This window comes from Amycolatopsis oliviviridis (assembly GCF_014654365.1).
Classification (GTDB): domain Bacteria; phylum Actinomycetota; class Actinomycetes; order Mycobacteriales; family Pseudonocardiaceae; genus Amycolatopsis; species Amycolatopsis oliviviridis.
Genome location: NZ_BNAY01000003.1, coordinates 336,534 through 350,521, shown reverse-complemented (window position 1 = coordinate 350,521; position 13,988 = coordinate 336,534). Strand labels below are relative to the sequence as shown.

Annotated in this window: 14 protein-coding genes; 9 read left to right on the top strand and 5 right to left on the bottom strand. The window is 69.8% G+C overall.

All coding sequences use genetic code 11. From position 1 onward, the window contains the following. Window positions 1–18 precede the first annotated feature (18 nt). Window positions 19–582, bottom strand: a complete 564-nt coding sequence (locus IE302_RS14740) for a class I SAM-dependent methyltransferase (RefSeq protein WP_191255600.1) — start codon at window positions 580–582, stop codon at window positions 19–21. A gap of 51 nt (window positions 583–633) precedes the next feature. Here IE302_RS14740 and IE302_RS14735 point away from each other — a divergent pair, with 51 nt between their 5' ends. Both IE302_RS14735 and IE302_RS14730 read left to right on the top strand, forming a co-directional pair. Beyond that, on the top strand, window positions 634–1,386 hold the full coding sequence (locus tag IE302_RS14735; protein ID WP_229907769.1) for an AraC family transcriptional regulator: 753 nt from the start codon (window positions 634–636) through the stop codon (window positions 1,384–1,386). 26 nt (window positions 1,387–1,412) lie between these two features. Further along, window positions 1,413–1,700 carry an Rv1322 family protein gene (locus IE302_RS14730; RefSeq protein WP_191255087.1) on the top strand — a complete coding sequence of 96 codons (288 nt, stop codon included), beginning with the start codon at window positions 1,413–1,415 and terminating at the stop codon, window positions 1,698–1,700. 11 nt (window positions 1,701–1,711) lie between these two features. Here the strand turns inward: IE302_RS14730 and IE302_RS14725 are convergent, their stop codons facing one another. Further along, the gene (locus IE302_RS14725) at window positions 1,712–2,212 is read right to left on the bottom strand and encodes a GNAT family N-acetyltransferase (protein ID WP_373307977.1); all 501 of its coding nucleotides are present in this window, start codon (window positions 2,210–2,212) and stop codon (window positions 1,712–1,714) included. Window positions 2,213–2,252: 40 nt separating this feature from the next. On the opposite strand from IE302_RS14725, the gene IE302_RS14720 reads away from it, so the two are divergent. Both IE302_RS14720 and IE302_RS14715 read left to right on the top strand, forming a co-directional pair. Beyond that, window positions 2,253–2,990 carry an alpha/beta fold hydrolase gene (locus IE302_RS14720; RefSeq protein WP_191255085.1) on the top strand — a complete coding sequence of 246 codons (738 nt, stop codon included), beginning with the start codon at window positions 2,253–2,255 and terminating at the stop codon, window positions 2,988–2,990. A 110-nt stretch (window positions 2,991–3,100) separates the two neighbouring features. Continuing rightward, the gene (locus tag IE302_RS14715) at window positions 3,101–4,309 is read left to right on the top strand and encodes a glycosyltransferase (protein WP_191255084.1); all 1,209 of its coding nucleotides are present in this window, start codon (window positions 3,101–3,103) and stop codon (window positions 4,307–4,309) included. Window positions 4,310–4,369: 60 nt separating this feature from the next. Here the strand turns inward: IE302_RS14715 and IE302_RS14710 are convergent, their stop codons facing one another. Next, entirely contained in the window at window positions 4,370–5,209 is an 840-nt protein-coding gene (locus IE302_RS14710; RefSeq protein WP_191255083.1) for a phosphotransferase, read from the bottom strand. Between the two features lie 135 nt (window positions 5,210–5,344). On the opposite strand from IE302_RS14710, the gene ctaD reads away from it, so the two are divergent. The 5 genes from ctaD to IE302_RS14685 all read left to right on the top strand — a co-directional run bounded on the left by ctaD (window position 5,345) and on the right by IE302_RS14685 (window position 11,409). Then, window positions 5,345–7,123 carry an aa3-type cytochrome oxidase subunit I gene (gene ctaD / locus IE302_RS14705; RefSeq protein ID WP_191255082.1) on the top strand — a complete coding sequence of 593 codons (1,779 nt, stop codon included), beginning with the start codon at window positions 5,345–5,347 and terminating at the stop codon, window positions 7,121–7,123. Between the two features lie 88 nt (window positions 7,124–7,211). Beyond that, complete coding sequence (serB, locus tag IE302_RS14700) at window positions 7,212–8,441, top strand: phosphoserine phosphatase SerB (protein WP_191255081.1); 1,230 nt, start codon at window positions 7,212–7,214, stop codon at window positions 8,439–8,441. Next, window positions 8,438–9,196 (top strand): peptidyl-tRNA hydrolase, encoded by a 759-nt coding sequence (locus tag IE302_RS14695; RefSeq protein ID WP_191255080.1) that lies wholly within the window; start codon window positions 8,438–8,440, stop codon window positions 9,194–9,196. The genes serB and IE302_RS14695 overlap by 4 nt, the downstream gene beginning before the upstream one ends. Before the next feature lie 17 nt (window positions 9,197–9,213). Further along, window positions 9,214–10,965 carry a serine/threonine-protein kinase gene (locus tag IE302_RS14690; RefSeq protein ID WP_191255079.1) on the top strand — a complete coding sequence of 584 codons (1,752 nt, stop codon included), beginning with the start codon at window positions 9,214–9,216 and terminating at the stop codon, window positions 10,963–10,965. 39 nt (window positions 10,966–11,004) lie between these two features. Then, window positions 11,005–11,409 carry an OsmC family protein gene (locus tag IE302_RS14685; RefSeq protein ID WP_191255078.1) on the top strand — a complete coding sequence of 135 codons (405 nt, stop codon included), beginning with the start codon at window positions 11,005–11,007 and terminating at the stop codon, window positions 11,407–11,409. A 71-nt stretch (window positions 11,410–11,480) separates the two neighbouring features. On the opposite strand, the gene IE302_RS14680 is transcribed toward IE302_RS14685, so the two are convergent. Further along, window positions 11,481–11,834: a hypothetical protein gene (locus tag IE302_RS14680; RefSeq protein ID WP_191255077.1), complete on the bottom strand. Its 354-nt coding sequence runs from the start codon at window positions 11,832–11,834 to the stop codon at window positions 11,481–11,483. 57 nt (window positions 11,835–11,891) lie between these two features. Beyond that, window positions 11,892–13,949 (bottom strand): ATP-dependent DNA helicase, encoded by a 2,058-nt coding sequence (locus tag IE302_RS14675; protein ID WP_191255076.1) that lies wholly within the window; start codon window positions 13,947–13,949, stop codon window positions 11,892–11,894. Between the last annotated feature and the right edge of the window lie 39 nt (window positions 13,950–13,988).

The window sequence follows — 13,988 nt, the reverse complement described above, 5'->3', positions numbered from 1 at the left end:
TTCAGAGGACGAAACGCGTCAGGCGGGTTTCCGGGCCGAGAAGCTCACGGAGCGCTTCGGGACGTGATCGACCTTGATGTCGGTGAAGCCGGCGTCGGTGAGCCGGGGCCAGACCGAAACCGGGTCGAGCGTGTTCATCGTGTCGCCGATGTGGAGGAGCCGGAACGGCAGGCTCTCCAGGCTGTCGATCGCGCGCAGGACACCGCCGGGACGGAGCACGCGGAACGCCTCGGCGAAGATCGAATCCTGGAGTGCCACCGTCGGCACGTGGTGCAGCATCGTGAAGCAGACGACCGACGAGAACTCGCCGTCCTCGAAGGGCATCGCGGCCCCGTCGCCTTGGACGATCCGCACCCGGCCGTCGAATTCACGCTTCAGGAGGACGGCCGAAGCCTCGTCGATCTCGATGGCGGTGAGCCGCGGGACGAGCCCGACGAGCGCCCGGGTGGTCGCGCCGAAGCCGGGCCCGATCTCCAGTACGGAGTCGCCGAGGTCGTGACCGGCGATGTTGCCCGGCATCTCGGCGGCGACGGCCTTCGCCCACAGCGCGGAACTGCAGAGTTTGCGGTGCACCAGGTTCATCGGCATGGATCCGACGCTAACGGTGACCGGTAGGCGATAGGCTGCCAAGTGATGTCGCATATCGGACTCCTTCCGCCGATGTCGACGGCGATGGTGCTCGGCGAGATGGACCTCCCCGCGGGTACCTGGCTCCCGTGGCACGAGCACGACGGCCACCAGCTCGCCTGGGCGGCACGCGGGATCCTGAGCGTCAACGTCGGCGAACGGCACTGGGTGCTGCCGCCGACGCGGGCGCTGTGGATCCCCGCCGGTGTCGTCCACCGGACCGGCGCCACCGCGCAGACCGTGCTGCGGGGGATCTACGCCGCCCAGGACCGTTGCCCGGTGCGCTGGCCCGCGCCGACGCTCGTCGCCGTCCGGCCGCTGCTGCGGGAACTGCTGGAGCACCTCGGCTCGGCCGACCTGACCGACGACGCGCGCCGCCGGGCCGAAGCCGTCGCCTTCGACCTGCTCGAACCCGTGGACGTCGTGCCGATCACCGTGCCGATGCCGTCCGACGAACGGGCGCTGACCGTCGCGCGGGCGGTGATCGCCGATCCGGCGGACCGCCGCGGGCTCGCGGATTTCACGCACGACGCGGGCGCGAGTGAACGCACGCTCGCGCGGCTGTTCCTCGCCGAATGCCGGACGACGTTCGGCGCGTGGCGGGTGCAGGCCCGGTTGCGCGCGTCGCTGCCGCTGCTGGCCGAGGGCCTGCCGCTGACCGCGGTCTCGCGCCGGATCGGCTACTCCTCGCCGAGCGCGTTCGTCGTCGCCTTCCGCCGGGCGGTCGGTGTGACGCCGGGCGCCTACTTCGACGGCTGAACCAGGTCGCCGGTTACGGTTTCGGGGTGCCACGACGTAATCGGCCCGACCGCGGTGGGCGACCCGACCTCGGCGCGTCCACCGGCTGGGCGCGCTCCGAATCGGCCACCGATGGGGAATGGCTGGTCCGGACGGTGCCCGGCGCGCAGGCCACCAAGGACTACCGCTGTCCCGGCTGTGACCACGAGATCCGGCCGGGGACCCCGCATCTGGTCGTCTGGCCCGCCGACGACACCGGCGGGGTCGCCGACCGCCGCCATTGGCACAAACCGTGCTGGGAAGCGCGGTCCCGGCGCCGCCCGGGCCGCTGGTGAACGCCGAAGGTTCAGCGTCGCAGGTGCAGTGAAGGCTCTCCCTCGTATTCCTCCTCCGTGTGGACCTTGAAACCGAGCCGTTCGGCGACCCGGACCGACGGTTCGTTGGACACCATGATGTTGGCGATCACCGGGACATCGGGGATCTCCCGCTCGGCCCAGTCGACGACGGCGGCCGCCATCTCCGTCGCGTAGCCTTTGCCCCAGGTGGACGGCCAGAAGCGGTACGCGAGGTTCAGCACGCGCTCGCCGTTCCATTCGTGATACCGGACGCCACCGAAGCCGAGGATCACCTCGGGATCGTCCAAAGCGGACACCGTGAGATAGCCGAATCCGTGCTCGGCCCACTGCTTCAGCCAGGCGTCGTAGAGCTCGTTCGCGCCCTCGACGGTGTGCGGCACCGGGTTGAACTTGTTCGTCTCCGGATCGGCCTGCAGCGCGACGATGTTCTCGCGGTCCGCCTCGCGCAGCCGCCGCAGCAGCAACCTCTCCGTCTTGATCTCTGTCAGCACGGATCTGACGGTAGCGCGGGGGTGCGACAGAATTATCGCCATGAAGGATCTCCCGCTGGTATTGCTGCACGCCTTTCCCGTCGACGCCCGGATGTGGGACGGGGTGCGGGCGCCCCTCGGCGAACGCCTGCGGCTGATCACCCCCGACCAGCGCGGCCTCGGCCGCAGCCCGCTGCCGGAAACCGACCGGGAGCCGGACCTGGACGACGCCGCCCGCGATGTCGTGGCGCTGCTCGACCGGCTCGGACTGGAGAAGGTCGTCCTCGGTGGTTGCTCGATGGGCGGCTACCTGACGATGGCGGTGCTGCGGCTCGCCCCGGAACGCGTGGGCGGGCTCGTGTTCATCGACACGAAGGCGACGGCCGACACCCCTGAGGCCGTGCGGGCCCGGCACGACGTCGCGGCCAGGGTCGAGGCGGAAGGCGCCGGATGGATGCCCGAAGCAGTCACGCCCGGGCTGCTCGCCGGAAAGGCCGCACCCGAAGTCGCGGAGCGGCTTCGAGAACTGATCACGACGCAGCCGCCGGCGGGGATCGCGTGGGCGGCGCGTGCGATGGCGACCCGGCCCGATTCGCTCGAAACGCTGCGCGCGGCGGACGTTCCGGCGCTGGTCGTGGTCGGCGAAGAGGACGCCCTGACCCCGTTGGAAGCGGCGAACACGCTGGTGGAAACACTGCCGGACGCGACACTGGTCGTGCTGCCGGAGGCGGGACATCTGACGCCGCTGGAGGATCCGGCCGGAGTCGTCGAGGCGATCTTGGGGTGGTACCCCGCGTAAGAAACGCTTTCCTGCCCCTTCAAAGGTATAGCGGACAGGGGGACTTGCGGCAAGCCCCCATTCCCGGTCCACAATTCGTGCCTTCACGTATTCGCCGAAGGGGGATTCCCATGCGTGTACTCCTGTCCACGATCGGGACCAGGGGTGAGGTACAGCCGCTGGTGGCGCTGGCGGTGCGATTGCGGGAACTCGGCCAGGAGGTCCGGCTCTGCGCGCCGCCGGATTTCCGGGACTGGGCCGAAGGTCTCGGGATTCCCTTCGCCCCGCTGGGGCCGGAACTCCGGTCGACCGCGAAGCCGGACTCCGCGATGACCAAGGCGATGGCCACCCCCGAGGGGCGGCGCGAGATGGCCGAGGCCATGGTCGTCGGCCAGTTCGCGACCATGCCGGAAGTGGCCGAAGGCTGCGACGCCGTAGTCGCGGGAATGGCGTTGAACATCGCCGCCCATTCGGTGGCCGAGCGAAAAGGCATTCCCTATTTCTTCACCGCCTATTGTCCGATAACGCTGCCTTCTCTGCACCATCGTCCGCCCGTTTTCGCGGGATGGGCGCCGAAGGATCCCGGCGCCACCATCCCGGCTTTGTGGGCCGACGACGCGGAACGGTGGAACGAGCAGTGGGCCGGCGTGCTCGGCGCGCAGCGGAAACTGCTCGGCCTGCCGCCGGTCGACGACGTCCGCGGGCACATCTTCACCGAGGCCCCGTGGCTGGCCGCCGATCCGGTGCTGGCGCCGTGGCGGGGACCGTCGGCGCTCGACGTGCACCAGACCGGGGCCTGGATCCTGCCGGACCGGAGTCCGCTGTCCCCGGAACTGGAGGCGTTCCTCGGCGACGGGGAGCCGCCGGTCTACTTCGGATTCGGGAGCATCCGCGCGCCGGAGGAGATCGCGAAGGCGATGATCGAGGCGGCGAGGGCGCACGGACGGCGGGCGGTCGTGTTCCGCGGCTGGACCGATCTGGCGCTGATCGACGACGAGCCCGACTGTCTCGCCATCGGGGACGTCAACCAGCAGGCGCTCTTCCCGCGCGTCGCGGCGGTCGTGCACCACGGCGGCGCCGGGACGACCACGGCGGCGACCCGGGCCGGGGTGCCGCAGGTGCTCGTTCCGCAGATGTTCGACCAGCCGTACTTCGCGCGGCGCGTCCGCGACCTCGGGGTGGGGACGTCGATCACGGGGGAACCGTCCGCCGAAGCGCTGACGCTCGCGTTGGAGGAGGTGCTCCGGCCCGACGTCGCCGAGCGGGCGCGTCAGGTCGGTGGCGAGGTGCGGACGGACGGCGTCGATGTGGCGGCGAAACTCCTGATGGCGGCCGCCTGACCTCCGCATTTAGTCCTCTGAATGCGGTAGTTCGTATCGCCAACCACCGCATTCAGAGGACTAATTGCGAGAGGAGAAGTAGCGCTCCAGGGCCGCTTCGGCTTCCCCGAGCCGCTCCGGGAACCGCTGCGCGATCACGAACCGCCAAGGGAGCTCGAACAACCGCCGCACCGCGATGAACGGCTCCAGCGACGAGGGCGCGACGTCCGCCGGGTACGCGTCCAAGGTCTCGCGCCCGGCCTCCGCGTACAGCACGCCGAGGTCCCAGCCGAGCGGTCCGCGCCAGGTGTCCTCGAAGTCCAGCCAGCACGGCCCGGCCGCCGTCGCGACGACGTTCCCCCGATGGGCGTCACCGTGCAGCGGCCTGGCGTCCTCCGCCGGCAGGGCGGCCGCGACCCGTTCGAGTTCTTCGTACAGCCGGGGCGCGGCGTCGCCCAGGAGCGAGCCGCTCCGGTCGAGCAGGGTCCGGAGTTCACGGACCGGTCCGAGTTCGGGCAGCTCACCGGGGTAGTCCGCGAGCGCGGCGTGCACCCGGGCGAGCGAAACCGCCACCTCGCGCGGAGACAGGGTGTGGCCCGGCTCGTGCGGCGTGTAGTGCCAGAGAGTGACCGGCAGGCCGTCGGCGAAATGCGGTCCGGCCGGGGGATCCGTGGTGGGTGAGACGACGAGCACATCACTTTCCGTGAGGTACCTCGACAGCTCGACGTCGCGCGTGAGCCAGTCCTCTGGGGACGGACGGGCGAAGCGCGTCGTGCCCGGCACCCGCGCCACCACCGGACCCAGCCTCACCAGCACGTTCGACTTGAAATGCAGGACCTCGGGAGCCCCGGTCGGAAGCCCGAACCGGTCACCGACAGCGATGGCCGCGGCCACTCCCTCGCGTGTGTAGTGGTCGGTCACGACGCGATCTTGCCAGCCGGTGCGCGCGACGGTCGGTAGTGAGGGCTACGATCCCCACTAGCCGCCGAAATGGGTCCCGAACCCGGCCGACGGCAGAACATTGACCACCACAAGGTTTGAGTGTTGGAGGCAGGAGTGACGGCCGTAGCCCCCAAGCCGATCGCCACGCGCCCGTATCCCGCGCGCGAGTCGGTTAAGGGTTCGTACCTGCTGCGGTTGTTCCGCACGACGGACCACAAGCAAATCGGCATCATGTACCTGGTCACGTCGTTCGCCTTCTTCATGGTGGGCGGCGCGATGGCGATGCTGATCCGCTCCGAGCTGGCGCGTCCCGGGCAGCAGTTCCTTTCGCAGGAGCAGTACAACCAGCTGTTCACGATGCACGGCACGATCATGCTGCTGCTGTACGCGACGCCGATCCTCTTCGGATTCGCGAACTTCGTGCTGCCGCTGCAGATCGGTTCGCCCGACGTGGCCTTCCCGCGGCTGAACGCGTTCTCGTACTGGCTGTATCTCTTCGGCGGCCTGATCGTGATGTCCGGCTTCCTGACCCCGGGTGGCGCCGCCGACTTCGGCTGGTTCGCCTACACCCCGCTGTCGGACGCCATCCACTCGCCCGGCGTCGGCGCCGACCTGTGGATCTCCGGTCTGGTCGTGTCGGGTCTCGGCACCATCCTCGGTGGCGTCAACATGATCACCACGGTGGTCTGCCTGCGCGCCCCGGGCATGACGATGTACCGGATGCCGATCTTCACCTGGAACATCCTGGTCACCAGCATCCTGATCCTGCTGGCGTTCCCGATCCTGACCGCGGCGCTGATGGGCCTGCTGGCGGACCGGCATCTCGGGGCGCATGTGTTCGACCCCGCGAACGGCGGCGTGATCCTCTGGCAACACCTGTTCTGGTTCTTCGGCCATCCAGAGGTCTATATCGTCGCCCTACCGTTCTTCGGGATCGTGTCGGAGATCTTCCCGGTCTTCAGCCGCAAGCCGATCTTCGGGTACAAGGGCCTGGTCTGGGCGACGCTGGCGATCGCCGCGCTGTCGGTGGCCGTGTGGGCGCACCACATGTACGCGACCGGCGCCGTGCTGCTGCCGTTCTTCTCCTTCATGACCTTCCTGATCGCGGTCCCGACCGGCGTGAAGTTCTTCAACTGGATCGGCACGATGTGGAAGGGCCAGCTGTCCTTCGAGACGCCGATGATCTTCTCGATGGGCTTCATCGTCACGTTCCTCTTCGGCGGGCTGACCGGCATCATGCTGGCCGCGCCGGCGATCGACTTCCACGTGTCCGACAGCTACTTCGTCGTCGCGCACTTCCATTACGTGCTCTACGGCACGATCGTGTTCGCCACGTTCGCCGGGATCTACTTCTGGTTCCCGAAGATCACCGGTCGCATGATGGACGAGAAGCTCGGCAAGTGGCACTTCTGGACCACGTTCATCGGCTTCCACGCCACGTTCCTCGTGCAGCACTGGCTGGGTGCCGAAGGCATGCCGCGCCGGTACGCGGACTACCTGCAGTCCGACGGGTTCACCACGCTGAACACGATCTCCACGATCGGCGCGTACATCCTCGGTGCCTCGACGCTGCCGTTCATCTGGAACGTCTTCAAGAGCTACCGGTACGGCGAGATCGTCACGGTGGACGACCCGTGGGGCTACGGCAACTCGCTCGAATGGGCGACGTCCTGCCCGCCGCCGCGGCACAACTTCACCGAGCTGCCCCGGATCCGGTCCGAGCGCCCCGCGTTCGAGCTGCACTATCCGCATATGGTCGAGCGCATCCACAAGGAGGGTGAGATCGGCTTCTTCGGGAAGCAGAAGGTCAACACCCACCGTGCGCCGTCCCAGGTGCTCACCGAGGCGGCCATGCCGGGTGATCACTCCAAGGACAACGCCAGCGAGCAGTGACCCGATAAGCGGAAATGGCGCGTGCCCTGCCTCACACCGAGGCAAGGCACGCGCCTTTTTCGTGTCCGGCTAGGGAAGACTGAGGCCCGTGACGCAGACACCAGTTCTCATCACCACCACCGGTCCCGACAAGCCGGGGGTGTCCTCGGTCCTGTTCGCCGTGCTGTCACGCCACGACGTCGACGTCCTCGACGTCGAGCAGGTGGTCATCCGCGGCCAGCTGGTGCTCGGCGTGCTCGCCGGGGTGTACCGCGACCCCGAGGGCCTGCAGGAATACGTCGAGCAGGCGATGGCCTCGGTCGGCATGGAGGTCGAGGTGAAGATCGGCTCGGCCATCGGCGCCGACCCGTTCGCCATCGGCCAGAAGGACTCGACGCATGTCCTGCTGATGCTCGGCCGCCCGGTGACCGCGCGGGCGTTCTCCGACGTCGCACGCCGCCTCGCCGCGCTGGACGTCAACATCGACTCGATCCGCAGTGTCGCCGACTACCCGGTGACCGGGCTGGAGCTGTACGCCTCGCTCGCCCAGGACACCCCGGAGGCCGACGCCGCGCTGCGCACCGCGCTGGCGGACGCCGCCGTCGAGGCCGGGATCGACATCTCCGTCGAGCGGGCCGGGCTGGCCCGCCGCGCCAAGCGCCTGGTCGTCTTCGACGTCGATTCCACGCTGATCCAGGGCGAGGTCATCGAGATGCTCGGCGCGCACGCCGGCGTCGAACCGCAGGTCCGCGAGATCACCGAGGCCGCGATGCGTGGCGAGCTGAACTTCGGCGAGTCGCTGGAACGCCGGGTCGCGCTGCTCGAAGGGCTCCCGGAAACGGTGCTAGACGAGGTCGCCGCGTCGATCGAGCTCACCCCGGGCGCGCGCACGACCATCCGCACGCTGAAGCGGATGGGGTTCCGCTGCGGGGTCGTTTCGGGCGGGTTCACCAAGATCATCCAGTCCCTCGTGGACGACCTCGGCCTCGACTTCGCCGCCGCGAACGAGCTCGAAGTCGTCGACGGCAAGCTCACCGGCCGGGTGGTCGGGGAGATCGTCGACCGCGCGGGCAAGGCGAAGGCGCTTCGCCGCTTCGCCGAAGAGTACGAGATCTCGCTGCAGCAGTGCGTCGCCGTCGGTGACGGGGCGAACGACATCGACATGCTGTCGGTCGCCGGGATGGGTGTCGCCTTCAACGCGAAGCCCGCGTTGCGCGAGGTCGCCGACACCGCGCTTTCGCACCCGTACCTCGACGCCGTGCTGTTCCTGCTCGGGGTCACCAGGGGCGAGATCGAGGCGGCCGACGCGGCCGACGGTCTCGAGCTTTCCCGGCCATGAGCGTCCTGGAGCCGCTGGCCGCGCGCTACGCGTACTGGCTGGGGTTGCCCGCCGAGGACACGGTGGACACCTCCGACGAGGATCCCGCCGAGGTCCGCGCCATGCCGGTGATCCTGCGGATGGAACGCGCCGAACCGCCGTCCCGGACCGCTTTGCTGGAGGCCGCCGCGGCCGCCGCGATCGCCGTCTGTCTCGACGAACGCGCCGAGCCCGAGGGCGAATGGCACGAACCGCTCAAGGCGTGGGTCGACGGCCGGATCCGCAAGGTCGCCCGGCGGGCGCGCGGCGCGCACTGGCAGGCGGTCCAGGAGCTGCCGGGCATCACGATCGAGGTTGACGGCGCCCAGGCGCGGGCGCTCGTCCCCGGCCGCGTCGCCGATTCCCCGAAAGAGGTCTCGCGGCTCCAGATCTCCGGTAGCGAACTCCCCGCCGACGAGCCGGGGCCTGCGCCCGGCGGACTCCCTCGGTTGCTGCTGAACCCCGAAGTCGCGATGACCGTCGGCAAGGGGGCGGCCCAGGTCGGCCACGCGACGATGATCCTGGCCTCGCTGCTGGACGAGGCCGAACGGGCGGCCTGGGCCGAGACCGGGTTCCGGTGCTCGGTGCGGACGCCGCCGGTCGCGACCTGGAAGGCGCTGTGCCCGGTCGAGGATCCCGAAGGCTCGTGGCGCCGTGACGGTGTCGTCGCGGTCCGGGACGCCGGCTTCACCGAAGTCGTTCCCGGAACAGTCACGGTCCTAGCCCAAAGGGCTTAGCCTCATATACTCCCCGCATGGGTGACCGTCTGATCGCAGGGCGCTACCGCTTGGAGGAGCGGATCGGCGCCGGGGGCATGGGTGTCGTCTGGCGTGCCACCGACCAGGACCTGGGCCGGGTCGTCGCCCTCAAGCGCTCGCAGGCCGGGGACAGCGGCCAGATCCGGCGTGAGGCGCGGATCGGCGCGGGCCTGCATCACCCGAACGTGGTCACCGTTTTCGACGCCGTGATCGACGGTGACGATCGCTGGCTCGTCATGGAGTACCTGCCCTCGCGCAGCCTCGCCGACATCATCGACACCGACGGCCCGCTTTCGCCCGGCAAGGTGGCGAAGATCGGCGTCCAGCTCGCCGCGGCGCTCGCCGCGATGCACGAGAAGGGCATGGTCCATCGCGACCTCAAACCGGGCAACGTCCTGGTGGCCGAGGACGGCACCGCCAAACTCACCGACCTCGGGATCGCGCAGTGGGCCGAGGTCACCCGGACCGGTGGCGGCCTCGACGTCGGGACCCCCGGCTACGTCGCGCCCGAGATGGCCGAAGGGCAGCAGGCGGGCGCCGCCGCGGACGTGTTCTCGCTCGGCGCGACGCTGTTCACCGCCGTCGAGGGCACCTCGGTGTGGGGAGACCCGAGCGTCGGACCCTTCGTCCAGCTGCGGCGCGCGACCTCGTACACCCTGGAGCCGATCCGCCGGGCGGGGCCGCTGGCGTCGGTGCTGACCGAGCTGCTGCGGCGCAGGCCCGCCGGGCGGCCGGACGCCGTCCGCGCCGCCGAACTGCTGGCCGAGTTCGCGGACGTCGCCGCTCCCGTCCGGCCGCGACGGTTCCGGATGCCCCGGCGTGCCGTCGCGATCGGAGCCGTCGCGGCCGCGCTGGTGCTGGCCGCCGGGCTGGTCTACGTCACGAGGGAACCGGCGTCGATCGCGGCCGCCACGACCCCGATGGACTCGGTCGGCGATCCGCGAACGGCTGATCCCTGCGCGCTGGTCGACCCGTCCGTGCTGAAGCAGTACGGGACTCCGCAGCTGAATTCCGCCATGGGCAACTACAACGGTTGCGGTGTCCTCGTGCGGCTGAGCCCTGACGAGGGCGATGTCGTCGACGTCCGGCTCGAACTGACGATTCCCGGGTCGCCGATGCTGGAGAAGCCCGCGCCCGGACAGCTGCGTGTGCGCGAGTGGCCGAGCGACACCGAGGAGAAGTGCCAGCGGGGTATCGAGCTGCCGGACGGCAACCAGATCGAGGTGCGCTCGCGGCACCTCCAGAACTGGCACGCCCACCTGTGCGATTACGTCGACCCGGTCGCCGCGCACGCGGCCGAGGTGCTGAACCGGGAGCCGCTCAAGCGCCGTCCCGCGCCCTTCGCCGCCGGGACGCTCGGGAGCCTCGACGCCTGCGTGCTGGGCGGGGACCTGCCGCAGGCGATCGTCGGTGGCCCGGCCAAGCCGGATCCGGTCTTCGGCAACTGGGAGTGCTACTGGAACCATCGCGAGACCGAGGTGACGATCCGGTTCGAACGGGAGTGGGCACCGTTCCAGGACGATGGCAGGCGTGTCGCTCTCGGATCGCGGGAAGCCTTCGTCGAAGTCTCGGCCGAGTGGAAGGCTTGTCAGGCGGAGATCCCGCACCGGACGTTCACCGGCGACGGTCGTGCCATGATCGAGACGGTGGAGATCTACGTTTCGGACAAGGTCAAGCGGCCGGAGGAGATGTGCCCGGCCGCGGAACGGCTCGCCGGCGAGATCGCCCCCAGGCTGCCGCCCCTCTGAAGGATGCGGGTTCGTCGACAGACACTGAAGGAGTAGAGCGTGTCTTTGGAAGTCCAGCGCGACGGTGAGCACCGGTTCATCGGCCGCAACGAACGCGGTGCCGAGGTCGTGATCGGCCGCAAGGGCGCCGAGGGCGCGTTCTCGCCCGCCGAACTGCTTCAGATCGCGGCGGCGGGCTGCTCGGCCGTCACCGCCGAGAACCTCATCACGCGCCGGATCGGGGAGGACTCGAAGTTCCGGGTCGGCGTGACCGCGGACAGGCGCGAAGGCGCTTCGGAGCTCGACGCCGTCCATGTGGCTTTCGACGTCGACGTGTCCTCGCTGTCCGCTCCGGATCGGGAGGCGCTGGCGACGGCGGTGGACCGGGCCATCGAGCGGCTGTGCACGGTGAGCCGGACGTTGAAGAAGGGCATCCCGGTGACGGAAAGCTTCCCGACCGAGTAAGCGCCCTCGCGTGCAATGAAGGGGCCTTTCATAGCAAATTTTGCTATGAAAGGCCCCTTCATTGCACTTGGCTAGTGCTTGGCGGCGTGGCCTTCGGCGCTCCAGACCACGTACGCCTCGTCGGCGTCGGTGGTCATGGCCTCGATGAACTTCTCGTTGTCGAAGCCGGGCAGCGTCTGCAGCCGCTCGATCAGCGCGTCGGCGGCCGGGTCGCCGCTGGGGATCGCGGTGCCCTTCCCGTCGGCGCCGGCGAGCATGAAGAAGACGTCTTCCTTCCACGGGCCTTCAGGGATCACTCTGACCACCACCGCGGACAGCTCGGACCACTTGACGGCTTCCTCGCTTCCGTCCGCGAGCTGGCGCCGCACTCCGGTGTCATCGACGCTGACCGTCCGGGATTGTGCGTTGGGCGACTCGTGGGACAACCGGTTCTCCCTGTCTTCGGCGTTCCGTTAACGGTACTCGGCCGTGTTCCAGGCCACTCAGGCCGGGGCGGCGGCGTCGAGGCGGCGCAGCGCGTCGCGGGCGACTTTCGGGTCCATGGTCGGCCAGAACGGCGGCAGCGAGGCCCGCAGGAATCCGCCGTAGCGGGCGTTGGCCAGCCGCGAGTCCAGGATCGCCACGACGCCGCGATCGGTGACCGAGCGGTGCAGCCGCCCGGTGCCCTGGGCGAGCAGCAGCGCGGCGTGCGTGGCCGCGACGGTGAGGAAACCGTTGCCGCCCCTGGCCTCCACGGCTCGCTGCCGCGCCGACGACACCGGGTCGTCCGGGCGCGGGAACGGGATCCTGTCGACCACGACGAGCTGGAGCGACGGACCGGGCACGTCGACGCCCTGCCACAGCGACAGTGTGCCGAACAGGCAGGTGCGCGCGTCCTCGGAGAACTTCTGCACCAGCAGGCCGGTGGCGTCGTCGCCCTGGCAGAGGATCGGCAGGTCGAGCCGCTCCCGCATCTCCTCGGTGGCCTGTTTCGCCGCGCGCATCGAGGAGAACAGGCCGAGCGTGCGCCCGCCCGCGGCCTCGATCAGCTCGGCCAGCTCGTCCATCGTCGAGGGCTGCAGCCCGTCCCGGCCCGGCGGCGGCAGATGCTTGGCCAGGTAGAGGATGCCGTTGCGTTTGTGGTCGAACGGGGAGCCGACGTCGAGTCCGGTCCACTTCGGGCCGTCGGCGTCGTCGGTGTCGGCCGGGGCGGCCTTGTCGGTCGCCGCGCCCGGTGCCTTTTCGACCCTGGCCCCGCCGGGCGGGAGACCCCACTGCCGGGCCATGGTGTCGAACGTGCCGCCCAGGGTCAGCGTCGCCGAGGTGAGGACGGTCGTGTGCTGGTTGAAGACACGCTCCCGCAGCAGGCCTGCCACCCCCAGCGGAGCGACCTTCAGCGCGGGCGGACGCGGGTTCGTGGAGAAGCGGTCCCCGGTCAGCCAGACGACGTCGCGCTGATGCGCCTTGTCGTCGTCGAAGGCTTCGAGCAGCCGGACCGCGGTGTCGTGGACCTCTTCGAGCAGCGACCGCGCCAGTTTGCGGGCGGTGGCCTCGTCGACGTCCTCCTTCCGGTCCTTGCCGAGCGAGGTGAGGCAGCGGTGCGCGGCGTCGCGGACGGCGGGGATGGCGCCGGTGAGGGCCTGCGGCAGCGAGTCCATGCGGCCCGACGGTAAGTCGTCGAGGATCAGGGCCAGCCCGTCGCTCGCTTCGAGCAGCTGATCCGCGACCTCGTCGTCGACCAGTTTCCCGCAGCGCCGCGCGGCGGCGGAGACCATGCCGCTGGTCAGCTCGCCCGTCGCCACCGAGGTCACGCGGTCGACGAGGTCGTGCGCCTCGTCGATGATCACCAGGTCGTGGTCCGGGAGCACCTGGTACCCCTGCAGCGCGTCGATCGCCAGCAGCGCGTGGTTGGTGATCACGACGTCGGCCTTGCCCGCCTCGGCGCGGGACCGTTCCGCGAAGCAGTCGGTGCCGATGGGGCAGCGTGAGGCGCCCAGGCATTCCTTGGCGGTGACGGATACCTGGCGCCAGGCCTGGTCCGAGACGCCGGGGACCAGCTCGTCACGGTCTCCGGTCTCGGTGTCGGACGACCATTCCCGCAGCCGTGTGACCTCCTTGCCCAGCCGGGAGACGGCGAACGGGTCGAACAGCTGCTGATCCTCCGGCTCGTCCGGGGCGCCGGAATCGAGCCGGTGGAGGCAGAGATAGTTACGGCGCCCCTTGAGGATCGCGAAGGTGGGTTCGCGGCCGAGGGGCTTCTTGAGCGCCTTCGCCAGCCGGGGGAGATCCCTGTCGACCAGCTGGCGCTGCAGCGCGATGGTGGCCGTGGAGACCACGACCGTGGCCTCCTTCTCGACCGCGTGCCGGATCGCGGGAACGAGATAGGCCAACGACTTCCCGGTGCCGGTGCCCGCCTGGACGGCCAGGTGCTCGCCGGTGCGGATGGCGCGGCCGACGGCGTCCGCCATCTGGACCTGGCCCTCGCGCTCGGCACCGCCCACGGACTCGACCGCGTGGGTCAGGAGTTCGAGGACACCGGGGAAATCAGCACGGGAGGGCACGGGACAAGACGATAGCCGGGGGCACCGTCAAGATCGTCC